General features: G+C 60.9%; 21 protein-coding genes and 1 riboswitch. Of the genes, 15 read left to right on the forward strand and 6 right to left on the reverse strand.

Annotated features, from left to right (window positions below; all coding sequences use genetic code 11):
* Positions 1-143: 143 nt before the first annotated feature.
* From AC1D06_RS17230 to rpsI, 3 genes are all read left to right on the forward strand, one after another.
* The gene (locus AC1D06_RS17230; RefSeq protein WP_477987174.1) at positions 144-980 is read left to right on the forward strand and encodes an EamA family transporter; all 837 of its coding nucleotides are present in this window, start codon (positions 144-146) and stop codon (positions 978-980) included.
* Between the two features lie 235 nt (positions 981-1215).
* Complete coding sequence (rplM, locus tag AC1D06_RS17235; RefSeq protein WP_477878023.1) at positions 1216-1680, forward strand: 50S ribosomal protein L13; 465 nt, start codon at positions 1216-1218, stop codon at positions 1678-1680.
* Positions 1681-1682: 2 nt separating this feature from the next.
* Complete coding sequence (gene rpsI / locus AC1D06_RS17240; RefSeq protein ID WP_477878022.1) at positions 1683-2150, forward strand: 30S ribosomal protein S9; 468 nt, start codon at positions 1683-1685, stop codon at positions 2148-2150.
* 72 nt (positions 2151-2222) lie between these two features.
* On the opposite strand, the gene AC1D06_RS17245 is transcribed toward rpsI, so the two are convergent.
* A complete protein-coding gene (locus AC1D06_RS17245) occupies positions 2223-2528 on the reverse strand; it encodes a DUF982 domain-containing protein (protein WP_477987151.1) in 306 nt (101 codons plus the stop codon).
* A 320-nt stretch (positions 2529-2848) separates the two neighbouring features.
* On the opposite strand from AC1D06_RS17245, the gene AC1D06_RS17250 reads away from it, so the two are divergent.
* The 6 genes from AC1D06_RS17250 to AC1D06_RS17275 all read left to right on the forward strand — a co-directional run bounded on the left by AC1D06_RS17250 (position 2849) and on the right by AC1D06_RS17275 (position 11550).
* Positions 2849-3256, forward strand: coding sequence for an NUDIX hydrolase (locus tag AC1D06_RS17250; protein ID WP_477987152.1), 408 nt, complete (start codon positions 2849-2851; stop codon positions 3254-3256).
* Between the two features lie 81 nt (positions 3257-3337).
* On the forward strand, positions 3338-4168 hold the full coding sequence (locus AC1D06_RS17255) for a hypothetical protein (protein ID WP_477987153.1): 831 nt from the start codon (positions 3338-3340) through the stop codon (positions 4166-4168).
* A 258-nt stretch (positions 4169-4426) separates the two neighbouring features.
* Positions 4427-5695: a metallophosphoesterase family protein gene (locus tag AC1D06_RS17260; protein ID WP_477987154.1), complete on the forward strand. Its 1269-nt coding sequence runs from the start codon at positions 4427-4429 to the stop codon at positions 5693-5695.
* The gene (locus AC1D06_RS17265) at positions 5695-9165 is read left to right on the forward strand and encodes an AAA family ATPase (RefSeq protein ID WP_477987155.1); all 3471 of its coding nucleotides are present in this window, start codon (positions 5695-5697) and stop codon (positions 9163-9165) included. Before AC1D06_RS17260 ends, AC1D06_RS17265 begins: the two co-directional genes overlap by 1 nt.
* A gap of 174 nt (positions 9166-9339) precedes the next feature.
* Positions 9340-10815, forward strand: coding sequence for a DHA2 family efflux MFS transporter permease subunit (locus AC1D06_RS17270; protein ID WP_477987156.1), 1476 nt, complete (start codon positions 9340-9342; stop codon positions 10813-10815).
* Between the two features lie 189 nt (positions 10816-11004).
* Positions 11005-11550, forward strand: a complete 546-nt coding sequence (locus AC1D06_RS17275; protein WP_477987157.1) for a DUF3299 domain-containing protein — start codon at positions 11005-11007, stop codon at positions 11548-11550.
* A gap of 78 nt (positions 11551-11628) precedes the next feature.
* Here the strand turns inward: AC1D06_RS17275 and AC1D06_RS17280 are convergent, their stop codons facing one another.
* The 4 genes from AC1D06_RS17280 to metH all read right to left on the reverse strand — a co-directional run bounded on the left by AC1D06_RS17280 (position 11629) and on the right by metH (position 18392).
* Positions 11629-11856, reverse strand: a complete 228-nt coding sequence (locus tag AC1D06_RS17280; RefSeq protein WP_477987159.1) for a hypothetical protein — start codon at positions 11854-11856, stop codon at positions 11629-11631.
* A gap of 2 nt (positions 11857-11858) precedes the next feature.
* A complete protein-coding gene (locus tag AC1D06_RS17285; protein ID WP_477987160.1) occupies positions 11859-12965 on the reverse strand; it encodes an FAD-binding oxidoreductase in 1107 nt (368 codons plus the stop codon).
* Between the two features lie 13 nt (positions 12966-12978).
* The gene (locus tag AC1D06_RS17290) at positions 12979-14226 is read right to left on the reverse strand and encodes an aromatic ring-hydroxylating oxygenase subunit alpha (RefSeq protein WP_477987161.1); all 1248 of its coding nucleotides are present in this window, start codon (positions 14224-14226) and stop codon (positions 12979-12981) included.
* Between the two features lie 127 nt (positions 14227-14353).
* Positions 14354-14557: riboswitch (cobalamin riboswitch) on the reverse strand.
* Positions 14558-14627: 70 nt separating this feature from the next.
* The gene (gene metH, locus AC1D06_RS17295; RefSeq protein WP_477987162.1) at positions 14628-18392 is read right to left on the reverse strand and encodes a methionine synthase; all 3765 of its coding nucleotides are present in this window, start codon (positions 18390-18392) and stop codon (positions 14628-14630) included.
* Positions 18393-18628: 236 nt separating this feature from the next.
* Here metH and speB point away from each other — a divergent pair, with 236 nt between their 5' ends.
* The 5 genes from speB to AC1D06_RS17320 all read left to right on the forward strand — a co-directional run bounded on the left by speB (position 18629) and on the right by AC1D06_RS17320 (position 23127).
* Positions 18629-19582 (forward strand): agmatinase, encoded by a 954-nt coding sequence (speB, locus tag AC1D06_RS17300; RefSeq protein ID WP_477987163.1) that lies wholly within the window; start codon positions 18629-18631, stop codon positions 19580-19582.
* An 85-nt stretch (positions 19583-19667) separates the two neighbouring features.
* On the forward strand, positions 19668-20600 hold the full coding sequence (argC, locus tag AC1D06_RS17305; protein WP_477987164.1) for an N-acetyl-gamma-glutamyl-phosphate reductase: 933 nt from the start codon (positions 19668-19670) through the stop codon (positions 20598-20600).
* 210 nt (positions 20601-20810) lie between these two features.
* Positions 20811-21545, forward strand: a complete 735-nt coding sequence (locus AC1D06_RS17310; RefSeq protein WP_477987165.1) for a LuxR family transcriptional regulator — start codon at positions 20811-20813, stop codon at positions 21543-21545.
* An 84-nt stretch (positions 21546-21629) separates the two neighbouring features.
* A complete protein-coding gene (locus tag AC1D06_RS17315; RefSeq protein WP_477878007.1) occupies positions 21630-22373 on the forward strand; it encodes an acyl-homoserine-lactone synthase in 744 nt (247 codons plus the stop codon).
* A 274-nt stretch (positions 22374-22647) separates the two neighbouring features.
* Positions 22648-23127 carry a hypothetical protein gene (locus AC1D06_RS17320; protein ID WP_477878006.1) on the forward strand — a complete coding sequence of 160 codons (480 nt, stop codon included), beginning with the start codon at positions 22648-22650 and terminating at the stop codon, positions 23125-23127.
* A 10-nt stretch (positions 23128-23137) separates the two neighbouring features.
* Here the strand turns inward: AC1D06_RS17320 and AC1D06_RS17325 are convergent, their stop codons facing one another.
* A complete protein-coding gene (locus tag AC1D06_RS17325; RefSeq protein ID WP_477987166.1) occupies positions 23138-24262 on the reverse strand; it encodes a COX15/CtaA family protein in 1125 nt (374 codons plus the stop codon).
* A 76-nt stretch (positions 24263-24338) separates the two neighbouring features.
* On the opposite strand from AC1D06_RS17325, the gene AC1D06_RS17330 reads away from it, so the two are divergent.
* Positions 24339-24560: a DUF2842 domain-containing protein gene (locus AC1D06_RS17330; protein ID WP_477679433.1), complete on the forward strand. Its 222-nt coding sequence runs from the start codon at positions 24339-24341 to the stop codon at positions 24558-24560.
* The last annotated feature ends 93 nt before the right edge of the window (positions 24561-24653 follow it).

Raw genomic sequence — 24653 nt, forward strand, 5'->3', positions numbered from 1 at the left:
CGATGAGAACAAAACGCGTCGCGCGCCGGACGATCCGAATATGACAGTTTTTTGACAATCGCGCGATGTTGGCGCAGAAAGCTGCGCAGTCGGCCTTGCATTCCCGTGATTCCGGCGCGTCCACCATCCGTCACCGGATCATCATGCCTCTCAGCCTCATTCTTCTTGTCATGTTTGCTGCAGCCCTGCACGCCACATGGAATGCACTGGTGAAATCGGGTGTCGACAAGCAGCTCGACGCGACGATGATCGCGCTTGGGGCCGCGGTGACGGCGATCTGCTGCCTGCCGTTCTTTCCCATGCCGAATGCGGCGGCGTGGCCGTTCATCCTCGGCTCCATCTGTATTCATTTCACTTATTACCAGCTGGTCGGGGCCGCCTATCGGCATGGCGATATCGGGCTGGTCTATCCGCTGATGCGCGGCGTGGCGCCGTTGATCGTCGCCACGACCAGCGGCACGATCCTCGGCGAACATCTGTCGCCGGTGATGTTCGCCGGCGTGATGTTCATCTGTGTCGGAGTGCTGACCATGGCGCTCGACTTTCGTCATGGCCATGGCAAGGCAATCTGGGTGGCACTCGCCAATGCCGTGGTGATATCGGGCTATACCTATGTCGACGGCATCGGCGCGCGGCTGGCGGGCAATCCGATCTCCTATACGATCTGGATCAGCATCCTGCCACCGATCCCGCTGTTCACCTTCGCTTTTTTCATGCGCGGCGTCCTGCCGGTGCTGCTGCATGTGCGGCTGACATGGCGGCGCGGCCTGTTCGGTGGCGCCGGCTCGATGGCCTCTTATGGCCTGGCGCTGTTTGCAATGACGCGGGCGCCGATCGCGGCGATTGCGGCGCTGCGCGAAACCTCGATCTTCTTTGCACTGCTGATCTCGATCTTCATCCTCAAGGAGAAAGCCAGCCCCTGGCGCTATGTTGCAGGCGCGTTGATCGCTGCCGGGGCACTGACGATGAAACTCGGTTAGTCAGATTTTTGTGGTTATATAATACCACATATCTATGCCATTGATTTATATAATCTATTTTTATAGCTTGGCGAAAACATCATCTTGACGGTGTTTTTCGCTTCCCGTATAAGCCGCGCCAGACGCTGCCCCATCCGGGCAGCTTCTTTTTTGCATCCTCAAACGGCTGCAAAGCAAGCAACAAGAAACGCCCCTTGCCTCCGGCATCGGGGATCGAACACGAAAGATAAGACAAATGTCCACCTTCGTTCAGAAGCCGGCAGAGGTCGAGAAGAAGTGGGTGCTGATCGACGCCGAAGGGCTCATCGTCGGCCGTCTCGCGACCATTATCGCCAACCATCTGCGCGGCAAGCACAAGCCGACCTTCACCCCGCATGTCGATGATGGCGACAACGTCATCGTCATCAATGCCGACAAGGTCGTCTTCACCGGCAAGAAATACACCGACAAGAAGTTCTACTGGCATACCGGCTATCCGGGCGGCATCAAGGAGCGCACCATGCGCCAGACGCTCGAAGGCCGCTTCCCCGAGCGCGTGCTCGAGAAGGCCGTTGAACGCATGGTTCCGCGTGGTCCCCTCGGCCGTCGCCAGATGAAGAACCTGCGCGTCTATGCCAGCGCCACCCATCCCCATGAAGCCCAGCAGCCGGTCACGCTCGACGTCGCCGCTCTGAGCCCCAAGAACACGAAAAGAGGCTGAGCATGGCTGACCTTTCTGCCCTCAAGGATATCGCCACCACGACTGAAGCTTCGGCTCCGGTGCATGTCCGCAAGGTCGACTCCCTCGGCCGTTCCTATGCCACCGGCAAGCGCAAGGATGCGGTCGCCCGCGTCTGGGTCAAGGCCGGCTCCGGCAAGATCACCGTCAACGGCAAGGACTACACCGCGTATTTCGCTCGCCCGGTGCTGCAGATGATCCTGCGCCAGCCGATCGTGGCGGCGGCACGTGATGGCCAGTTCGACATCATCGCCACCGTCGCCGGCGGCGGTCTGTCCGGCCAGGCCGGTGCTGTGCGTCACGGTCTCTCCAAGGCCATGACCTATTTCGAACCGGGCCTGCGTGGAGCCCTGAAGAAGGGCGGCTTCCTGACCCGCGACAGCCGCGTCGTCGAACGCAAGAAGTACGGCCGCGCCAAGGCCCGTCGTTCGTTCCAGTTCTCGAAGCGCTAAGCTGCTTTCGAATTTCGGACATTCAAAAGGCCGGGTTTTCGCCCGGCCTTTTCTTATGCGATTTCTTATCTGCTATGCCGCGGCGCCGAAGCGGCGACCGGTCACGGCGCGTGACGGAATGTCTAGCCGGGACATGCAATCCAGCCCCGCCTCCAGGCACGAGGCGATGAAGGCCTCGCGCGCAACTTCCGACGAAATCGTGCGGTTAAGCGCGGCGCGGCAAAGGCTTTTGGCGCTGTCATAGTGGCGTCCATGGCGGAGCGGCCATTCGTTTTCCAGGAAATCGAGCGCATCGTAGGCGCCAGCGAAACGACGCTCGGCGCCGCTCTGCAATTTGACGACAATCGGTTGATGCCAGGGAATATCGATGGTTTTCATGTTGCACTCCTTCAGCCCCTTCAAAACCATCTCGACGGCATTTGGTTCCAAGCGGGAGCGAAGAAATTTCATGAATTTTATCAGCAGCTTACAATTGTTCATTGTCTGCGCATTTGCTCGGCTTCGAGCAACCGGATGCCTGTTTTCCAGGCATTGCGATCGGCCTGCGGCAGGCGGATGACATGTCCTGATCCAATGGCGCGACCGCGAGACTCATCGCCAGCTTTTGACCGCGACAGACTGCATGATAAGCGCTATCCGCATTGAGTGAATGGCGTCGCACGCTCACAGAGCCATGAAACGCGACGGGATGGGATGAGATGATGAAAACCATACGAATTGCAGCGGCTCTGCTTGTCAGGCCTGATGGACAGACCCTGCTGGTGCGCAAGCGTGGAACCGACGCCTTCATGCAGCCGGGTGGGAAAATCGATGCGGGGGAAACGCCCGCAGATTGCCTTGTGAGGGAATTGCGCGAAGAGCTCGAACTCCACGTTGACGCCCATGCCCTCACCGCGCTCGGTCAGTTCGAAGCGCAGGCGGCCAATGAACCGGAGCATATGGTTCTCGCTGACGTCTTTGTCATCAGAACGGAGCGGAGCGACATTCGTCCTGCGGCGGAGATCGAAGAGGTTCGATGGGTGTCTCCCTTCGCGCCGGATGTCCGTCACCTCGCGCCGCTGACAGCGGATCACATCCTCCCGGAATACCGTAAACGGGTGGGATAGCCCGGACCTCCTTGCATCTGGACAGTCCCGGCGCGCTCGGCCATTGTCCGGAAGCATTGCCAACAGGAAGGACGGATCGAAATGCATGTCGTGTCGCTGTTGAAGACGGAAATGTTCGATATTGCCATCGATGGCCGCCCCGCATCGATCGCCGCACTGTTTCCCGACTGGCATCCGCATGACCGCTTCGGCCTGGTCATCGACGAAGCCTTCGGCGGCATCGGCGCGACGCATCTCCTGCAGTCGGCGATGATGGCTTATTACGACATCAAGCCGTCGCGCCGGACGACGCTTGCCGTCTATCCGGAAATCTATGCCTTCCATGTCGGCAAAGGCCATGGGGCGCACGCGCCCTACGATTTCTGGCCGGCCCGGCGCGAGATCATCCTCCGGACCACGGACCATCGCGAAGTGCTCGATGCCATCAACGATCGCGGCATCACCCGGCTTGCTGTTCCCGACCGGCCAATGCGCGACGTCGTCCATCGGCCGAAGGAAGAGGACGCCGCCTTCGACCGCATCGCATCGGCTTTCGTCTACAGCGCCGCGGGCCGGATTGCGGATGGCGACGTGACGATCTCGGGCACCGACAAGCGCACCGAATACAACCCCAACCAGGTGCTGAGACCGGTCGACCAGACGCGCATGCAACGCGTAGCCCCGGTCACCGGCCGCCCGGTGAAGGAAACCGAGGACACTTATCTGAAATGGCTGATCGAGCGCGATGCCGACGTGACTGACGAGGACCGCGCCCGCGCCGCAGCGCGCCGACAGGCGCTGAAGATGGATGGCCTGGCAACAGAGACCTACCGCCGGGTAAGCGTTGCAGAAGCGCTGAAGCGCCTGGCCTCGGCCGGTCTGCCTGAGGCCGCGTCTTCGGGCCGGATGGAAACAGACCTCGTCTCCGGCTGATCGATTGGCATCGCTGCGATGACCCCTGAAGATCGGTATCGAACTGAGATCATCTTCGAGTTTGCGGATTGCCTCGGAAAGGCTCGGCTGGCTGCAATCACCGACGTCCGCTGATGCATCGGTGAAATCCCCTGGACGCCGAATTGGCGCATGCCTATGGCGAAAAGACTAGCCATACCCTCGACACCTTCACTATGATCGGCAGGAACGACCTGCCCGGCGGCATGCCGGGCGTCACCGCCGTATGAAGCAGACTCAATGCCGTTTCGTTTTGTCCACACTGCCGACCTGCATCTCGATTCCCCGCTGCGCTCCCTGGCTCTTCGAAATGCCGAACTTGCCGACATGGTTGGCGATGCCAGCCGGCAGGCGCTGATTGCGATCGTCGATCTCTGCCTCGATGAACAGGTCGACGCGCTGATCATCGCCGGCGACCTATACGATGGCGAGCAGACATCGATGAAAACGGCGCGTTTTCTGGCAAGCCAGATGGAGCGGCTGCACCAGGCCGGCATCCGTGTCTACAAGATCCGCGGCAATCACGACGCAATGTCGAGGATCGCCAAAGAATTGGTGCTGCCGCCGACGGTCAAGATCTTCGCCGGCCATGCCGAAGCGGTGGAAATCACCAGCGGCAACCTATCCGTTGCGATTCACGGGCTGAGTTTTGCCAAGCCGCATGCGCCGGAGCCGCTGCTGCCGAAATTCAAGGCGCCGGTGCAGGGCGCCGCCAATATCGGCGTCATGCATACCAGCCTGGCCGGTTCTGCCGCCCATGACGTCTATGCGCCCTGCAACGTGCTCGACCTACATGCGTCGGGCTTCGACTATTGGGCACTCGGCCATATCCACCAGCGCAACCAGCATCCCGGCGCCGCCACGGTGATCATGCCGGGCATGCCGCAGGGTCGCGACATTAATGAAGCCGGAGCCAAGACCGTGTCGTTGGTCACCATTGGCGACGACCATTCGGTCCATGTCGAAGAACGCCTGACCAGCGTGGCGCAGTTCGAGCGGGTCGATGTCGACCTCACCGGGATTGGCGAATGGCGCGATGCGGTCGCGGCGATCGAAGCGGCGCTCGGGGCTGAGCGTGCGAGGGTCGCCTCGCCGCATTTGGTCGCCCGCCTCAGGCTATACGGCCGGACCCCGCTTTCCTGGCAATTGCGGCGCGACATCGACGTGATGCTGGCCGAGGCAGAGCAGCGCGGCGACCGGATCGGCCGGACCTGGATCGAAAAGCTGGAGCTTGCCGTCGAGACGTCTATGGCCAGCGCCGAGACATCGGCTGCCGATCCGATCATCGAACTCGGCGCACTGATGCGTGACGAGGTCATGGCCCGCACCGGCTTTCGCGAAGAGGTCAGGGAAATGGTGCGCGAGTTGCTGGCCGATCTACCGCCGGAAAGCCGCGACTTCGCCGGTCGGGACGCAGCGAGTTTCGAAGGCTTCGTCGACACATTGCTCGCCGATGGCGCCGAGGACATCGCCGCGCGCATGAAGGCTGTCGATCGAGGGGAGAGCTGATGCGCCTCAACCGGCTCGATCTCACCCGCTACGGCAAGTTCACCGATCACTCGATCGATTTCGGCGCAGCCAGGCCGGACAAGCCGGACCTGCACATCGTCTACGGCCTGAATGAGGCCGGCAAGTCCACGACCTTCGCCGCCTATCTCGATCTGCTTTACGGCATCGCCGAGCGTAGCGGCTATAATTTCCTGCATCCATACAACACGATGAAAGTCGGCGCACGGCTCGAATTCGACGGCCACGTGCATGAACTGGCGCGCCTCAAACTCAGGACCGGCAGTCTCGTCGATGAGCGCGGCCAGCCCATCAACGAGGCACTGCTGGCCGGCGCCCTCAGCGGCATCGGCCGCGAGGCCTATCGCACCATGTTTTCACTGGACGACCAGTCGCTCAAGGATGGCGGCAATGCCATTATCCAGAGCCGGGGCGAACTTGGCGAGTTGTTGTTCTCGGCCAGTTCGGGCCTCGCTGGATTGAGCCGGTCGCTGGTCACAGCCGCCGACGAGGCCGGCACGATCTACAGGAAGCGTTCTTCCAGCACAAAGCTCGCCGAACTCAAGCGCGCGCTGGAGGGTCTGAAGAACGACCGCAACGCCATCGACACCCTGGCCTCCGCCTATCAGGCGCTGAAGAACACGCATGAACAAGCCGACGCCGCCTATGGCGCCACCACGCGCGAGCTGGCCGATGCTAAAACCCGCCATCAGCAACTGTCCCGGCTGCTCAGCGCGCTGCCCGCTACATTGGAGCTCGCACGGCTCAGAACCGAGGCGGCCGAATTGGGCGACCTGCCACGGCCGCCRGCAGAATGGTTTGCGCTGCTGCCGGTGCTCCTGCGGGACGAGACGCGCCTGCAGGCGCTTGTCGAAACGATTGACCTTTCGACACGGCAGCTTGCCGATGAGATCGAGGCGATCGTGATCGATGACAAGGCGCTGTCGATCGCCGCCCATATGGACATGATTGATCAGGCACGCGTGCGCTATCTGGCGGCCGAGGGCGACCTGCCAAAACGCCGGCTGGTGCTCGCCGAACAGGACGGCACGCTCACCCGTCTGCTCGCCGAGCTGGAGCAAACCGGCCACACCGCGCCGGAATCGCTGCTGCTGCCGGCATCGCTGGTCGGCATTATCCGCGACCTGATCGAAAAACGCTCGGGCGTCGAGGCGGAGCTGACCTCAGCGAAACGTGAACTCGCCCGAACCCATGAGAATCTGGAGCGACTGCGCGAAGAGGGTAAAGCCTGGGATGGCGCTTCTGCCGCCGATCCAGCTCTTCTCGGCCGCGTCGACGTGGCGCTGAACCGCCTGACCGGAACGGATCTCGGGGCGCGGCTGGCTGTTGAAGAGCGCGCATTTGCGCAGGCAAAGCGCAAGCAGGAGAACCAGTTCGCGCACCTCACCCCCTGGGCAGGCGACGCCGACGCCCTGCGGGAAATGGCCTCTGCAGAACCGCGACAGATCGAGGCCTGGCGCAACCAGGCAACCGCGATCRACAGGCGCATTTCCGAACATGAAGCGAGGCTGCGCGACCTGAGCACGGAACAGGCATTGGCCAAGGCCCGTATCGCAGCCTTTACCGCCGGCGGTCCCATAGACGATGCCGAGGCGCTAAAGCTTCGCGCCGAGCGCAATGCGGCGTGGCAAGCGCATCTCGTGACGCTGGATGGCAACACCGCCAGGACATTCGAAGAGCGGATGTGGCAGGACGACGCGCTATCGGCCGGCCGGCTGTCGCGGGCGCAGGACCTGGCCGAACTGCGCCAGCTCAGGCAGACGGAAGCGGAGACCGCGGCGGCCATCGGGCGGCAACAGGAGTTTCTGGTGCAGGCGCGGACGGAACACGACGCGCTTGCCGAACGGGTCGGCGGGCTCTTGCCCGAGCCGTTGATGCAGGATGGCGGTGCGGTGGACCGCGTTGCCCTGCTGGAGGCGTGGAGCACCAGACGCGCTACGGCGCTTGCGGCCTCGGATGATGTCCGGCAGGCAGACGATATGGTGGAAGCTCTCCGCGCCGAATTGGCAAAACACGGTGCCGCGCTGGTGACTGCGCTTGCCGGCGCCGGGATCGACGCTGATGAATTGCCTTTGCCAGACCTTGCACGGGCCGCAAGCGATGTGCTTGCCGCGAGCAAGGCTGCAGAAGAGGCCCGACTGGCGCATAAAAAAGCGCTTGCCGATCTCGCGCGTGATCTGGCGGAGCGCGAAAGAGTTTTGCGCGAGGCGGATGCCGGCATTTCAACTTGGGACCGCGACTGGGGCGCGGCGTTGTCACGCACGTGGTTTGCCGACAAAGCCGGGTCGATCGCTGCGGTACGCGCCATGCTCGACGTTCTTGTCACGCTACCTGCCGTGCTAAGGGAGCGTGATGATCTCTCGCAGCGCATCGCCGCGATGGAGCGTGACCAGGAGCAGTTCAGTGGCGAGATCGCTGCCCTGCTTGCCGAAAGCGGCCAGAGCCAACCATCAGGAGATCCTCTCGCCGCCGCCAATGCGCTGGTCGAGCGCCACGCGACCGCAAAGCGTGCCGCGCAGCTACGGGCCGACAAACAAGCGGAGCTGGAAAAACAGCAGACCAGGCGCCGCGGGCTGGAGGAGGAACTTGCCGTCCACACCGCGCGAAAGAACGAATTGACCGCCTATTTTGATGCGGATTCCTTGGCGACGGTCGAGACATTCCTGAACCTGGCGAAGGACCGGGAGAGGCTGGAAGAGCGGATTGTTGCGCTCGGCCACCAGATCACCGAGCTGTTGCGGGCGGCGAGCTTCGAGGAGGCCGAGCAAACGCTTGCCGGTATCGATGCCAATGCCACCGAACGCGATGCACTGGAACTGGACAGGCGCATCGAGGACCTGACCGAGCAGGCAAAGCTGCTTTATTCCGACATGTCGCTGGCATGGCAAAAGCTGGAGGCCGTCGGCGGCGACGACGCGGTCGCCCGGATCGAAGCCAGACGTCGCACCATCTTCCTCGAAATCGAGGATCTGGCGCGACGTTATCTCACACTCAGGACCGGCACGCTCGCCGCCGAACAGGCGCTGCATATCTACCGCGAAAAACATCGCAGCTCGATGATGAACCGCGCTTCGGAGGCTTTTCGCCTGATCACCGGCGGCAGCTATTCAGGCCTTACCTCGCAACCCGACAAGGACAAGGAAATCCTGATCGGCGTGTCGGGTGACGGCAGTTCGAAGCTTGCCGATGCCATGTCGACCGGCACCCAGTTCCAGCTCTATCTGGCGCTCAGGCTTGCCGGTTATGAGGAGTTCGCCGCACTCCGTCCGCCGGTCCCATTTGTCGCCGACGACATCATGGAGAGTTTCGACAATCCCCGCTCCGAAGAGGTGTTCCGCCTGCTCGGCGAAATGGCCAAGGTGGGACAGGTGATCTACCTGACGCATCATTGGCATCTTTGTGAGATTGCCGAGCGTGTCGTTCCTGGTGTAGTTATACACCGGCTGCCTTGAGGGGCAGGCACTCGATGTCCCCGGAGCGGGATCATCACCTGCATAACTCGGCTTGAAAACGGCCCGAGCGAAAAAATATTGGCAAGATTGTCGGATCGTCTCTCACCGCAGCGTCATGGTGATGCTCGCAGATTTTGAGCGCCGATCTTTCCAGCACCCGTTGAAGGCACCGCGATGACCCTCGATTCCCAAGCCGTTTCCAATGCCGAAGATATACCCGAAACAGAGGACCAGAGCGCCCGCAACAAGCTGGTGATCGGCCTGCTGCTGGTGTCCGCCTTCGTGGTCATTCTCAATGAAACCATCATGGGCGTGGCGCTGCCGCACCTGATGACCGATCTCAAGATTTCCGCCAGCCTGGCGCAGTGGCTGACCACGGCCTTCATGCTGACCATGGCCGTCGTCATCCCGGTGACCGGCTATCTGCTGCAACGGCTCAATACGCGGCCCGTGTTCATGCTGGCCATGGCGCTGTTCAGTGCCGGCACGCTGGTGTCGGCGCTGTCGCCGGGCTTTCCCATGCTGGTGATCGGGCGGATCGTGCAGGCATCGGGCACGGCAATCATGATGCCGCTCCTGATGAGCACGGTCATGCACCTGGTGCCGCCGGAATCGCGCGGCAAGACGATGGGCAATATCTCGATCGTCATCTCCGTGGCGCCCGCGATCGGGCCGACGATTTCGGGCCTGATCCTTAGCACACTCCCTTGGCGCTGGCTCTTCCTGCTGGTCCTGCCGATCGCGCTGGCAGCGCTGGCGCTCGGCGCTTGGAAGATGCGCAATGTCACGGAGCCGAAGACGGCGCCGATCGATCTCGTTTCCATTCCGCTTTCGGCCATCGGCTTCGGCAGCTTCGTCTACGGCCTGAGCGGCCTCGGCGAGGCGGCGATCCATCCGCCGATCATCTCGCCCTGGATCCCGCTCATCGTGGGTGCGTTCGTCATCGCGCTCTTCATCCTGCGGCAGATGCAGCTTCAGAGGCAGGATCGGGCCCTGCTTGATATGCGCACCCTGACGATCAAGGCCTTCACCATCCCGGCGATCATGATGGTCATCCTGATGATGTCGATGTTCGGCGTCTTCATCCTATTGCCGATCTATCTGCAGAATGTGCTCGGCCTGACGACGCTGCAGACCGGCCTGCTGCTGCTGCCGGGCGGCCTGATCATGGGTCTTTGCGCGCCGACGGTCGGCAGCCTGTTCGACAAGCATGGCCCGATGCCGCTGGTGGTGCCGGGCGCCATCCTGTTCAGCCTGTTGATGTGGAGCCTGACATTCATCCAGCCGAACACGCCATTCTGGCTGCTGCTGGCAGCCCATATCGTGCTCAGCATCGGCCTGGCGCTGATGTTCACGCCGCTGTTCACGGCCAGCCTGGGCGCACTGCCGCCCCACCTCTATTCGCATGGCAGTGCGATGATCGGCACTACCCAGCAGGTCGCCGGCGCCGCCGGCACAGCACTCTTCGTCGCCATCATGACGATGACCGCTTCGAGTGTTGGCCATGGCGACGGTGTCACGGCGGCGGCCGCGACCACCGCCGGAATACGAGGGGCATTCCTCTGCGGCGCGATCATCTCGATCGCGGCGGTGATCACCGCGTTTTTCATCAAAAAACCGGCCAGCGGAGGACATGAGGCAGCGCACTGAGATTTGACCCGGCTGAAATATCGGTCAGTGGAGAAAGCTGACGGCGACAAGACCGGAGATCGCCTGCGTGAGGACGGAGCCCGATCAAAAATACCCGATTGTCATTGGCTGGATGGGCTCTATAGTTCCCCGCGAAGCCTCGAAGGAACAGCGTGCCTTGTGGCTAGATCAGCTTATTGGAATGCAGATATGCGACTCCACCTCACCTCTCTGAAGTGTGCAATCGTCACTTTTGGCCTGGTCTACGCGACATCCGGTGTCTGTGCGCAAACGCAGGAAATCCTCTGGAGCGAATTGCGCCCTGCCAATCAGGGACCGAGCGATCCTTTCTCCGGCGTGGCCAAGCCTGGGCCGGGTGGCGAAACGCTGCCTTGGGACCACGACGACACGGTCGTCGAGCTGAGCGGCTTTGTCCTGCCGGTCGATAGCGAAGGGGATCTGGTCTACGAGTTCCTGCTGGTGCCGGTCGCGGGAGCCTGCAGCCACATGCCCGCGCCACCGGCGAACCAGATCATCCATGTTTTCCCGAAGACGCCGTTGCGCATCACGAAATCCTACGAATTCGTCTCGATTACCGGCGCGCTGCAGCCTGGTCTCGACGAATCGCAGCTGTTCGTCGTCGATGGCGTCAAAGTGGTCGAATACGGCTATTCCATGCGCCAGGCCCAGGTCAGCAAACAGACGGAAAGACGGGATCCAAGTTTGAAGGGGACATCCGCCTGGAGTTTTCTCTGATCGCCGATCACTATCGTTGGCGTGCTCAGAGGTCTTGCTAGGGGCTGCAGCCTTTCACGGTTTTCTCCTCGATGCATATCAGTGGCGCTGCCGCCGGCGCTGACGTGAGGCGACAGGTTGGTTGAGGGTGGCTTGATACAGCAGCGATCGAAGGCGCGCGACCTCATCCGACGGTGATGCGGCTCTGTCGATGCGGGCGATCTCGATACGCGCCGCATCGGCGACATTGGCGCTGTCAGGCAGCTTTAAGAACCAGGCGAGGAACATATCCTCGGACGTGTCTCTTCTATTGAAGATCTCCCCCATGCTCACGCCTCGATGTCGATGGAGGTGAGCGGCCTGGAGCAGCAGGCAAGGACGAATCCGCCCGCGACCTCCTGGTCGCTGATGCCGCCATTGTGGCGCATGTCGACCTCGCCGGAGCGCTTCAGCACTTTGCAGGTGCCGCAGATGCCGGATTCGCATGCAGCAGGAATACGAACGCCTGCCAGGCGTGCCGCCTCAAGAATAGTCTTGCCCGGTTCGCAAACCACCTCCTCGTTCGAGCCGAGGAAGCTGACGGTCATTCCGGCGGCCCTGCCCTCGATTGTTACATCCTCAGCCTGCTTGTGGACGCTCTCGGCAATCGACGTCGCGCCAAAGCTTTCCTGATGATAGTGCCCCATGTCGAAGCCTTCGGCGCGGATGATCCCGCTCACAGCGTTCATGAACGGCTCCGGCCCGCAGCAGAAGACCTCGCGGCCCATGAAATCCGGTACCAGCATCGACAGTTTGTGGCGATCGAGGCGGCCCATCAGGCCTGCCCATGGCGAGGCGACGGATCGCCCTTCGGGCAGGAAGCCGAGCGACAGGTTCGCCATCCGCTTAGCCAGTAATTCGAGCTCCTCGCGAAAAATGATCTCCTCCGGCCGCCGCGCCGAGTTGAGAAAGACGACATCCGCGCCTGGCGCGCAATCCGACAGCCAGCGCAGCATCGACATCATGGGTGTGATGCCGGAGCCGGCTGAGATGAATAGGTATTTCTTCGCCTGGTGGCGCGCCAGCGTGAAGTGGCCACTAGGCCCATAGGCGCGGATGCGGCTGCCCGGCTTGACGTTGTCGAACATCCATCGCGTGCCGACGCTGTTCGGCTGCGCCTTGATGGTAATGGCGATGGCATAAGGCCGTGACGGCGAGGACGAGATCGTATAGGTGCGATGCAGGTCGCCGCCCTTGGCACGTAGTTCGACGGTGATGAACTGGCCCGACATATAGCTGAACCAGCCTCCGCCCTCGACGGCGAAGGTAAAGGTCTTCACATCCGGCGCTTCGTCGACGACGCTGGTGCAGACCAGCATTTGGCGGGCGGAATTCCATGGTTTCGATTGATCGAGCGGCAAAGCCGCTGGCGTGACGCCGGTCACCATCATGTTCATGGTGCCCTCCCGGTCAGGCGACGGAGCGGAGTGCGGGCTTATCCTTGCCGGCCAGCCGCTCTTGCATGAAGCTCGCATACCAGTCGACGAACTGGATCACGCCGCCTTCATGCATTTCCGAATAAGGGCCGGGCTCGTAAGCCGGCGAATGGATGCCGCGCGCATTCTCCTCGACGATCTGCCGATCCTGGTCGTTGGTCTCGGTCCAGACATGAATGAGTTCATCGAGGCGATAGTCGATGCCCTCGACGGCATCCTTATGCACGAGCCACTTGGTGGTGACCGCGGTTTCCGTGGCGCTGATCGGCAGGACACGGAAGGTGATGGCATGGTCGCTGAGGATGTGGTTCCAGGTGGTCGGATAGTGGTAGAGCAGCAAGGTACCGATCCGATCCATGTTGACATTGTCCGAAAGCCGCATCTGCACGGCTTTGCGGCCAGAGATCGTGTAGCTGATCGCCTCGCGCAGTAGCGGCATGCGGGTGGTGCGATACTGGCCTTGCTCATCGATGACGAAGGCGCTCGGCAGGCCGGCGGCTTCGCATTTCTCCCAGTGTGCGGCGATTTCCGGATCGTCCTTGGCGCCGTTGACGCCGCTGACAGTCGGCGCTTCCGGGAAGGTCTTGCAGAGCTCCGGGTGATTGCCGGCGCAATGGTAGCACTCCCTGTTGTTCTCCCAGACGAGCTTCCAGTTGCCTTTCTCGATGATCGTGCTCTCGTAGGCGACCTTGGCGTCGCGCAGCCGATGCGGCAGGAAATAGGGCTCCATCATCGCCCGGAACGGTGCGAAATCCATCGGCTGGTCGGCGAGCGAGATGAAGAGATAGCCACCGGCCAGTTCACAGGCGACCGACTTGAGGCCGAAACCGGTCTTGTCGAAATTCTCGCCCATCTGCCGGGCGAAGAGCAGCGATCCGTCGAGATCGTAGGTCCATTGATGATAGGGACAGACAAGCTTCGCCGCCGAACCCTTGTGATCCTGGCAGACACGCGAACCGCGGTGGCGGCAGGAATTGTGGAAAGCCTTGATGTTTCCGTCGTTGTCTCGAAGGATGACGACAGGATAGGCACCGACCTGGACGGTGAAATAATTGCCCGCAGCGGGGATTTCGCAATCGTGACCAATGAAGAGCCAATCCTTGTACCAGATATGCTCCAGGTCCTGCTGGTAATAGTCTGGGTCGATGTAGAATGGCTGAGCGAGGCTGAAGCCGGGTTTGCGGGTCTTCAGCCGGGAAAGCATTTCGGAACGGATATCCATGGTCGGTCCTCGTCGGGTTCAAGGACTGGGCATGGTGGACATAGGGAAACGTGCAGCCGTCGCGTTCTTCGGATTAGGGTTTCCGACGCCACGAGCCATCCGCCTCTTGACCGCCCACCGCGATCAGTCGAGTTAAAATCCCGAGGCTGGTTTCCGGGCTCCAGAACCGTCCTTTCGGACCTTGCGACTCCTTCCCAGGCTGTTGGCCCAGTGGACTCCCGTCGCAATTACGTTCTGCTACCGTTGCGGGGGCAGCGCCGGATTTTAACCGGCTTCCCAATTCTCCGGACGATTCCAAGAACCGTCCGGCACCTCAAGCATCCTCATGAGACCACAGATGATGCGGCATCGCAACGTCATTTGCGACAGCGCGATGGCGTAGCCACAACAATCTGGAGGCTTTATTCCGCTGCTTCTGCCGTCGGTTCCGGAATGTAATTCAGCACCGGCCCGAGCCAGCGCTCGACCTCTGCGACAGCCATGCCCTTGCGCGCCGCATAGTCTTCGACCTGGTCGCGCTCCACCTTGGCGACACCAAAATAATAGCTTTCCGGATGGCTGAGATAGATGCCGGAGACCGATGATCCCGGCCACATCGCATAGCTTTCCGTGAGGCTCACCCCAGCCGTGTTTTCTGCATCCAACAAGCGGAAAAGCGTCGCCTTTTCCGTATGGTCGGGCTGCGCCGGGTAACCCGGCGCGGGGCGAATGCCCTGGTAGGGTTCACCGATCAATTCATCCGGCGCGAACTCTTCATCCATCGCATAGGCCCAGAATTCCTTACGCACGACTTCGTGCATGCGCTCGGCGAAGGCCTCGGCGAAACGATCTGCCAGAGCCTTGACGAGAATCGAAGAATAATCGTCATTGGCCCGCTCGAATCGTTCAGCGATCGCCACTTCCTCAATACCGGCGGTGACGACGAAGCCGCCGACATAGTCCGGCTTGCCGGACGAGAGCGGGGCAACGAAATCCGAGAGCGCCACATTGGCCTTGCCGTCACGTTTGGTCAGCTGCTGGCGCAGCGTGAAGAAGATGTCGAGTTCCTGACTGCGACTTTCATCGGTGAACAGGCGAATGTCATCACCGACCGCGTTGGCGGGCCAGAAGCCGATCACTGCTTTGGGTGCGAACCACTTCTCCTCGATGATCTTCTGCAGCATCGCCTGCGCATCGTCGAACAATTGCCGCGCCGACGCACCCTGCTTCTCGTCCTCGAGGATTTGCGGATAGCGGCCTTTCAACTCCCAGGTCTGGAAGAACGGTGTCCAGTCGATATAGCGGGCGAGTTCGGCGAGGTCCCAGGTGTCGAACACGCGTCGGCCGAGAAATGTGGGCATTGGCGGCTGGTCGTTCGCCCAGTCGATCTTGTGGGCGTTGGCGCGGGCAGCGGCCAGGCTGACACGTTGCTTGGCAGCCTCCGCCCTGGCGTGCTGGTCCGCCACTTTGCGGTATTCGGCGCGGATGGCGTCAACATAGCCCTGCTTCATATCGGCGCTCAGCAGGCTGCCGACAACGCCGACCGCGCGCGAGGCATCGGTGACATAGACCGCCTGGCCCGCCTCGTAGCGCGGATGGATTTTCACCGCCGTGTGGACGCGGCTCGTCGTCGCGCCGCCGATCAGCAGCGGAATGTCAAAACCCTGCCGCTCCATTTCCGAGGCGACATGCACCATCTCATCGAGCGATGGCGTGATCAGGCCGGATAAGCCGATGATATCGACATCCTCCGCCTTTGCCGTTTCGAGGATTTTCGTCGCTGGCACCATGACGCCGAGATCGATGATCTCGTAATTGTTGCAGGCGAGCACGACGCCGACAATGTTCTTGCCGATATCATGGACATCGCCCTTCACCGTGGCCATCAGGATCTTGCCGGCCGCGCGGCGTTCCCCGCCGCCATTGGCGGCCTTCTCGGCTTCCATGTAGGGCAAGAGTACCGCAACCGCCTGCTTCATCACGCGCGCCGACTTCACGACCTGCGGCAGGAACATTTTTCCTGCGCCGAACAGGTCGCCGACGACGTTCATGCCGGCCATCAGCGGCCCCTCGATGACATGCAGCGGGCGTTCCGCCCTCTGCCGTGCCTCCTCGGTGTCCGCTTCAATGAATTCGTTGATGCCGTTGACCAAGGCATGTTCCAGTCGCTTCTCAACCGGCCAGTCACGCCATTTGAGATCCTTTTCCCTGGCCTCCTTGGCGCCCGCGCCTTTGAAACGCTCTGCCATCTCCAGCATGCGCTCGGTGGCGTCGGCGCGGCGATTGAGGACGACATCTTCGCAGGCATCGCGCAATTCGGCATCGATCTGGTCATAGAGGGCAAGCTGGCCCGCATTGACGATGCCCATGTCCATGCCGGCCTGGATGGCGTGATAGAGAAACACCGCGTGCATCGCCTCGCGCACCGGCTCGTTGCCGCGGAAGGAGAACGACAGGTTGGAGACGCCGCCCGAGATGTGCACATGCGGCAATGTCGCGGTGATGTCCCGTGTCGCGTTGATGAAATCGACACCGTAGTTGTTGTGTTCTTCGATGCCCGTGGCGACCGCGAAGATGTTCGGATCGAAGATGATGTCCTCCGGCGGGAAACCGGCCTGTTCAGTCAGCAGTTTGTAAGCGCGGGTACAGATGTCCACCTTGCGGGCATGTGTGTCGGCCTGCCCGACCTCGTCGAAGGCCATGACGACGACCGCGGCGCCATAAGCACGAACGAGCTTGGCGTGATCCAGGAAGGCTTCCTCGCCCTCCTTCATCGAAATCGAATTGACCAGCGGCTTGCCCTGCACGCATTTGAGGCCTGCCTCGATCACCTCCCATTTGGAACTGTCGATCATCACGGGCACACGGGCAATGTCCGGCTCTGCGGCGATGAGGTTGAGGTATTCGACCATCGCCTGTTTCGAATCGATCAGGCCCTCGTCCATATTGACGTCGATCACCTGCGCGCCGTTGGCGACCTGATCGCGGGCGATGTCGAGCGCCGCCGCATAATCGCCCGATGTGATCAGCTTGCGGAACTTGGCGGACCCCGTGACGTTGGTCCGCTCGCCCACGTTGACGAACGGGATGTCCCTGGTCCGCGTAAACGGCTCCAGGCCGGAGAGTTTCATCAGCTTCGGCTGTTCGGGGATGGGCCGTGGTGGGTATTTCGCCACCGCCGAGGTAATGGCGCGGATATGATCCGGCGTCGAGCCGCAGCAGCCGCCGACGATGTTGACGAGGCCATCGCKCGCGAATTCCTCCAGTTGTGCGGCCATGAATTCCGGGCTTTCGTCATATTGGCCGAAAGCATTCGGCAGACCGGCATTCGGATAGGCGCAGATCAGCGTGTCGGCGGCATCGGCAAGCTCGGCGAGATGCGGCCGCATTGCGCTGGCTCCAAGCGCGCAATTGAGGCCGATGGTGAAGGGCTTCGCATGCCGCACCGAGTGCCAGAAGGCCGCCGGTGTCTGGCCGGAGAGCGTGCGGCCGGAGAGATCGGTGATGGTGCCCGAGATCATCACCGGCAGGTCGACGCCCTTCTCCTTGAAAATCTCGAAACAGGCAAAGATCGCGGCCTTGGCGTTCAGCGTGTCGAAAATCGTCTCGATCAGGATCAGGTCGGCGCCGCCGTCGATCAGGCCACGCAACTGCTCGCCATAGGCGGTCCGGAGATCGTCGAAGGTCACCGCGCGATAGCCGGGATTGTTGACATCGGGCGAGATCGACGCCGTGCGGTTGGTCGGGCCGAGCGCGCCGGCGACGAAACGGGGCTTGCCGTCAATTGCCTCCGCACGGCGCACTGCACGTCTCGCCAGCCGCGCGCCGTCGCGGTTGAGCTCATAGACCATGTCTTGCATGCCGTAGTCGGCCTGAGCAATCGAGGTCGACGAGAAGGTATTGGTCTCGACGATATCGGCGCCGGCAATGGCATATTGGAAATGGATTTCCTCGATGGCTGCGGGCTGGGTGAGAATGAGCAGGTCGTTATTGCCCTGCTGATGGCAGGCGCAGACACCGAACCGTTCGCCGCGGAAACGCACCTCATCAAAACCCAGTCCCTGAATCTGCGTGCCCATTGCGCCGTCAAGTACAAGGATGCGCTCGCGCGTCAGAGCCATGAGGGCCGCCCGGGCGTCGGTACGTCTTGCTTCAATCGCATCGAAAAGATGGTCGAGAGATGACATGCAGCACCCAATCACATAAAGATATCGTTATATGATTATACGATTTTGGAGGGATTGGCAATATTCGATCTCGTCCTCCCTGATTGGACCCGACAGTTCACTCCGCCCCGACAGCACGCTGCTTTTACGATTTCGTTGCGGTATCGGCTTGYGACAACGAGATCCCCTTGTCCTTTGACGCAACTGGCCAAACCCCTTACACCCTGCTGAGAAGACTCGGGGGAAATCAGATCATCATGCCGCAGAAGACCATCGACAATGCTTTTACCGCAAAATCCATCAAGGGTGCGGCGACCGATCCGACCTATGCGGGCGCGCTTTCCTTCATGCGGCGAAAATATACCAAGAACCTCAACGGCGTCGATGCCGTGGTCTGGGGCATACCATTCGATGCCGCCGTCTCGCACCGGCCGGGCACCCGCTTCGGGCCGCGCGCCATTCGCGAAGCATCGACGATTTTCGACAATGATCCGCAATATCCGTTCGACCGCGATCTCTTCGCCGATATGGCTGTCATCGACTATGGCGATTGCCTGCTCGATTATGGCAACCACCACAAGACGCCAGGATTGATCGAGAAGGAAGCAGCGAAGATCATCAAATCTGGCGCCTTCCTGTTCACCATGGGTGGCGACCACTATATCACCTGGCCGCTGTTGAAGGCGCACGCAGCGAAATACGGGCCGCTGCCGATGATCCAGTTCGACGCGCACCAGGACACCTGGTTCGACGAGGAACGGCGCATCGACCATGGTTCGTTTGTCGGGCGCGCGGCGCGCGACGGGGTGATCGACACCGCGCACTCGATTCAGATTGGTATCCGCACCCACGCGCCTGATGATTGCGGTCTCAAGATCGTCTACGGCCACGAGGTCGAGGAGATGACCACGCGCCAGATCGTCGAGGCGATCGATGCGCGGGTCGGCGACCGGCCGTGTTACCTCACCTTCGATATCGATTGCCTCGATCCGGCTTTTGCGCCGGGCACCGGTACGCCGGTCGCGGGCGGGCCGTCGAGCTCGAAAATACTCTCCGTGCTGCAGCGGCTCGGCCATCTCGACATCAAGGGCGCCGATGTGGTGGAAGTTTCGCCGCCTTACGACCATGCGAATATCACTGCGATCGCCGGCGCCAGTGTGGCGATGTATATGCTTGGCCTGCGCGCCGAGCGCCATGCCAAGGGCCTCTGAGGCGATATTTCAGTGGCTTTGTTGCAATAGGTTCATGCCAACAGTATATGCGGCGTCAACCCAGCTCTTATGAGGGATGATGGATATGAAACCGAAGATCTTCATCGATGGCGAACATGGAACGACCGGGCTGCAGATCCGCAGCCGCATGGCCGACCGCGCCGATGTCGAGCTTCTGTCCATCCCCGAGGCCGAACGCCGCAATCCGCAGATGCGCGAAGATCTGCTCAACACCGCCGACATCGCCATCCTCTGCCTGCCCGACGAGGCATCGAAGCAGGCCGTCGAGATGACCGCCGCCAACAACAATGTGCGGATCATCGACACATCGACGGCGTTTCGCATCCATCCCGACTGGGCCTATGGCTTTGCCGAGATGGACTCGGCGCAGGGCGGGAAGATCGCCTCGGCGCGCTATGTCGCCAATCCCGGCTGCTATCCAACGGGCGCCATCGGTCTGGTGCGGCCGCTGCGCATGGCGGGTATCCTGACCGAGGACCATCCGGTCACCGTCAATGCCGTTTCCGGCTATACCGGCGGCGGCAAGCAGCTGATCGCGCAGATGGAAGACGAGAACAATGCGGATCACATCGATGCGCCGCATTTTCTCTATGGCCTCTCGCTCAAGCACAAGCATGTGCCGGAAATGAAGGTGCATGGGCTGCTCAGGCACTCCCCCGTCTTCTCCCCGTCGGTCGGCCGCTTTGCCCAGGGCATGATCGTGCAGGTGCCGCTGCATGTCGACACACTTGCCGCTGGTGCTGCGCTAGAGAGCGTGCATGCCGCGCTTGCCGACCACTATGCCGGCCAGGACATCGTCGAAGTCGTCCGTCTCGATGTTTCGGCCAAGCTGCCGCGCGTCAACGCAGTCGAGCTTGCTGGCCAGGACACGATGAAACTCTACGTCTTCGGCCAGCCGGGCGGCGAGCATATCAATCTCGTGGCGCTGCTCGACAATCTCGGCAAGGGCGCCTCCGGTGCCGCTGTGCAGAACATGGACCTGATGCTCAGCGCTTGAAGCGCGCGCGATTGCGATCCTGAGACATTCTACCGGTTGAAACGGGCTGTCATACCTGTCCGAAGGACGGTGCATTTCGGCGCAAGTTGGTAACAACACGTTTCCCATGTCGGCCGGAGCTGTTTGCTCAACCGGCTGTCGTATTCTAAACTGGCAATCGATGTGGTATAACGAACGCGATTGCCAATCGTCAGTCGGGGACGGGACAGCATGCGCTCTGCTATAGCCAATCTAATGTTCGATTTTGTCGAAACGCTGGAAGGCATCGCTTCCGAACAGGAAGCGTTCGCCCAACTCAGCAAGGTAACGAGTTTTTTCGGCCTCAATTCCTTCGCTGTCTCCGGCATTCCCGAACCGCATGAGAAGATCGACCCCTATATTCTGATGGACGGCTGGCCGGAGGAATGGTCGCATAGATATCTCGAAAAAAGTTATGTTCGCATCGATCCGGTTATTCAGCGAACCCTTTTGTCGGACAATGCGTTTGTATGGTCAGAGGAGTTACGGAAAGTTAACGTCGACCGCAAAGGCATGGAGTTCATGCGCGAAGCCATCGATTTCGGATTCGTCGATGGATTCAGTGTGCCAATTCATTCCATTCGCGGTTTTCGTGCAATCGTAACTTACGCCACAGATCGCGTCGACCTCTCGAAAGAGGCCCGCGGCGCGCTGCATATGATATCTATCTACGCGCATAACAAGCTGAAAGAAATCAAAACGGGTGGAAAAAACGCTCTGATGCAACGAAGTGTTAACCTCACGCCGCGTGAAAAAGAATGTATATCCTGGTGCTCAGAAGGTAAAACCGCCTGGGAAATATCCACCATACTCGGAATTTCGGAACGGACAGTGTCCCACATTCTCGAAAATGCTCAACGAAAGATGAACACAACCAACCGCACCCAACTCGTTGCTGAGACAATACGCGCAGGCCTTATTCGCTAGACTGTCAACAGGGCAAAATTACCTATAGAATCGATTTTCTATTTCGTGGAAGAAATCCCCTGCCTTTTTAGGGGGTTTTGCGCCATGATGAATGTTCTGACTGCCCAAAATGTCGATGACTACCCGGAACTGATGGAAAAAGTCTGGCGTTTCCGTCATAAGCAATTTGTGGAACGGCTCGGATGGAAAGAGCTTCGTTCTGACGACGGCCGGGAAATGGACCGCTTTGACACCGACGACGCCATTCACCTTGCGGTGACAAGTGGCGATGACATTGTCGGCTATACAAGGCTGCTCCGCACCTCGCGTCCACACCTTCTCTCCGACGTGTATCCGGAAATTATGGAAGGCAACGACTGGCCGAGAGCTGACAACATCTACGAGTGGACACGCTGTATTTCCGACGACCGGGCCGCCAAATTCGGCGACGTCCAGGCCTCGCATGTGCTGATCACCGGCGTGCTGGAATTCTGCCTGGTCTCCGGCATCAAGGGCATGATCGTCGAAACCCATCCCAAGCTGGTGACCTGGATGCTGGAAACCGGCTACAAGGTCGAAACGCTCAACACACCCCAGGTGATCAACGACGTGCCGGTGGTGCCGGTCTATATCGGCGCGACGCGGGCGGCGCTCGAGCGCCATCACCAGATGTTCGGCATCCGGTCGAGCGTGCTGGCGATCGATGAAGAACTGGTCAACCCGGTTGTCGGCAGCGGGCTTTTGTGGCGGGTCCCCGGACTTGCCGCCAATTCCAACCGCCAGACCGGCTTCCTGCCCGAGGTGGATTTCGCCTCCATGCGGGAAACCTCCGGCGGCAAACCCAATTAAGGCGCGCGATCCCTGGGATTCGCTGCCATCGCTTTAGCCATTTGCTTTATAGCGCATGCTTCCTCGAAACCGGTCACCGCTTTCGGGGAAGCATGTTTTGCTGGCAACACTCGACAGACAGTGCGCAACCGGCGCAGCCGACAGGTGCGTCGGCATTTTTCCTTGACCGGACAGCCATATCGACATTAATTCGGCACAGGAGCCTCTAAGTCAGGCCTCTCGCCCGTCATAATCATGCCCGAACCAGAGCCGGGTTCCCGATCCGGAGAAGTGAATGTCAATCCGCCCCCTCGCCGCCCTCGTCCTGCTGGCCGCTTCGACCGCCCTCGCCCATGCCGACGATTTTCCCTTTGCCGGCAAATGGAAGATCACAGGCGCCGCCTCTGCCCCCTGGGAAGATCCGGCGCATCCGATGGTCACCGACGACGAGCAGCGTTACGACGGCAAGGTGGTGACAATCACCAAGGATTCGATCAAGGGCCCAGACTTGCTTGGCTGCGGCAAGACGGAGATAACGGTAGAGACCCTGCCGTTCGCCGATCTGTTCGAAGGCGGTCTCGCCCAGGATCCCAAAGACGCGGCGGCGGCCTATGACGAGGACAAGGCGAAGAAACTCGCCAAACAGCTCGGCTTCGCTGCCGAGCCGGTGCCGACCCTTTACCAGGGCTGCTCTGAAATCGGCCTGCATCTTCTCGATGCGAACACGCTGCTCTTCGGGCTCAACAACCACATCTTCACGATGAAGAAGCTCTGAGCGATACAGCTCAGCGTCCCATAGCGAGCCCAGTCGGCTTGGGATATTCGCCGGTCAGGCCGCGCCAATGCGCGACGGYAAATCCCAGCACCAGCACCGCGCAGGCCTGATGGGCGAGCGCCCAGCCGATCGGGATATGGGCGACTGGATCGGCCTCGGTGGTGACGCCGGAGAGGATAAGCGTCGTGATGCCGAGCACCGCCTGCAGGCAGACGAGCGCGAAGAAGACCATGCCGCGATTGGCATGCGTTGTGCCGCCGTGGCGCAGCGCAAGCCAGAGCCATTGGATCAGCGCCAGCGTCAGCAGCACATAGGCATTCATGCGGTGCAGGAACTGCGCTGTTTTGCCGTCATCGAAGGGTGCATGCCAGTTGAGCCCCGAGGGGATGAAAGAACCATCCATCATCGGCCAGGTGTTGTAGGAGAGCGCCGCGTCGAGGCCCGCCACCAGCGCCCCGAGATAGATCTGGATGAAGACGAAGAGCACGATCACACCGGCAAGCACATTGGCGGCACGGCTCCGAAGCGGCCAGCCGGTATGCGGTGCCAACGCCCGCCAGACCCAGGCGGTAGCAGCAAAGATCAAACAGGCGACGACGAGATGGGCCGCGAGCCAGTACTGGCTGACATCGACGCGCGTGCTGAGCCCGGACGATACCATCAGCCAGCCGATGACGCCCTGCAGGCCGCCAAGACAGAGAATGCCGAACAGCGGCAAGCGCAGCCGGCGCTCCAACCGACCGGTCAACAAGAAAAAGGCGAACGGCACCGCGTAGACCACGCCGACAATCGTGCGCGCGAGCAGCCGGTGCGCCCATTCCCACCAGAAGATGTGCTTGAACTGATCGACCCTCATGCCCTTGTTGAGTTCGGCATATTGCGGGATCTTCTGATAGAGCTTGAACTCTTCGTCCCAGTCGGCGGCGCTGAGCGGTGGGATGACGCCATGGATGGGCTTCCATTCGGTGATCGACAGGCCGGAATTGGTGAGCCGTGTGGCGCCGCCGACCACGACCGCAGCAGCGACCGACAGCAGCACGGCGACCAGCCAGATGCGGATGGCGAACCGATTGCGATCGATCCGTTCAATTTCCTTGAAAAGCCGGGGTTCGAGGTTTATTGCGCTGTCGGTCATGGYCCTCATCCTTTTGCCGAAGCTCTGCAACAGCGACCCCGTCATGGCAAGGCCTAAACGCACGCAGTGAGACATTATGCCCGACAAGCTCCGCAAACTGATCGGCACGGTGATGATCATCATCCTGGTGCTCGTCTACGCGCTTCTGGCCACCGTCGTCGCCTCCGCCACGCTCGGGCGGGCGCACTGGACCGTTCATCTGCTGTATTTCTTTGCCACCGGCCTGCTCTGGGTGCTGCCGGCCATGTGGATCATCAAGTGGATGCACAAGCCCGCGCCGAAGAGCGACGGTAAATAAGCTGCCATTAACCAATTGCTTCCAAAAACCGAGGCATTGGCGGTCCATTTAATTCTTTGTCGGTGGATTTGGCGTTAGAACTCTCGCGATCAA

The sequence above is a fragment of the Rhizobium sp. P2_G2 genome, assembly GCF_056403555.1.

Bases quoted from the DNA above. Each gene is read 5' to 3' on its own strand.
- speB (WP_477987163.1), top strand. From the start codon at position 18,629: ATGCCGCAGAAGACCATCGACAATGCTTTTACCGCAAAATCCATCAAG.
- AC1D06_RS17245 (WP_477987151.1), bottom strand. From the start codon at position 2,528: ATGAAAACCATCGATATTCCCTGGCATCAACCGATTGTCGTCAAATTG.
- AC1D06_RS17315 (WP_477878007.1), top strand. From the start codon at position 21,630: ATGATGAATGTTCTGACTGCCCAAAATGTCGATGACTACCCGGAACTG.
- rplM (WP_477878023.1), top strand. From the start codon at position 1,216: ATGTCCACCTTCGTTCAGAAGCCGGCAGAGGTCGAGAAGAAGTGGGTG.
- AC1D06_RS17310 (WP_477987165.1), top strand. From the start codon at position 20,811: ATGCGCTCTGCTATAGCCAATCTAATGTTCGATTTTGTCGAAACGCTG.
- AC1D06_RS17270 (WP_477987156.1), top strand. From the start codon at position 9,340: ATGACCCTCGATTCCCAAGCCGTTTCCAATGCCGAAGATATACCCGAA.
- AC1D06_RS17290 (WP_477987161.1), bottom strand. From the start codon at position 14,226: ATGGATATCCGTTCCGAAATGCTTTCCCGGCTGAAGACCCGCAAACCC.
- argC (WP_477987164.1), top strand. From the start codon at position 19,668: ATGAAACCGAAGATCTTCATCGATGGCGAACATGGAACGACCGGGCTG.
- AC1D06_RS17250 (WP_477987152.1), top strand. From the start codon at position 2,849: ATGATGAAAACCATACGAATTGCAGCGGCTCTGCTTGTCAGGCCTGAT.
- AC1D06_RS17280 (WP_477987159.1), bottom strand. From the start codon at position 11,856: ATGGGGGAGATCTTCAATAGAAGAGACACGTCCGAGGATATGTTCCTC.
- AC1D06_RS17255 (WP_477987153.1), top strand. From the start codon at position 3,338: ATGCATGTCGTGTCGCTGTTGAAGACGGAAATGTTCGATATTGCCATC.
- AC1D06_RS17275 (WP_477987157.1), top strand. From the start codon at position 11,005: ATGCGACTCCACCTCACCTCTCTGAAGTGTGCAATCGTCACTTTTGGC.
- AC1D06_RS17320 (WP_477878006.1), top strand. From the start codon at position 22,648: ATGTCAATCCGCCCCCTCGCCGCCCTCGTCCTGCTGGCCGCTTCGACC.
- AC1D06_RS17285 (WP_477987160.1), bottom strand. From the start codon at position 12,965: ATGAACATGATGGTGACCGGCGTCACGCCAGCGGCTTTGCCGCTCGAT.
- rpsI (WP_477878022.1), top strand. From the start codon at position 1,683: ATGGCTGACCTTTCTGCCCTCAAGGATATCGCCACCACGACTGAAGCT.
- AC1D06_RS17260 (WP_477987154.1), top strand. From the start codon at position 4,427: ATGCCGTTTCGTTTTGTCCACACTGCCGACCTGCATCTCGATTCCCCG.
- AC1D06_RS17330 (WP_477679433.1), top strand. From the start codon at position 24,339: ATGCCCGACAAGCTCCGCAAACTGATCGGCACGGTGATGATCATCATC.
- AC1D06_RS17230 (WP_477987174.1), top strand. From the start codon at position 144: ATGCCTCTCAGCCTCATTCTTCTTGTCATGTTTGCTGCAGCCCTGCAC.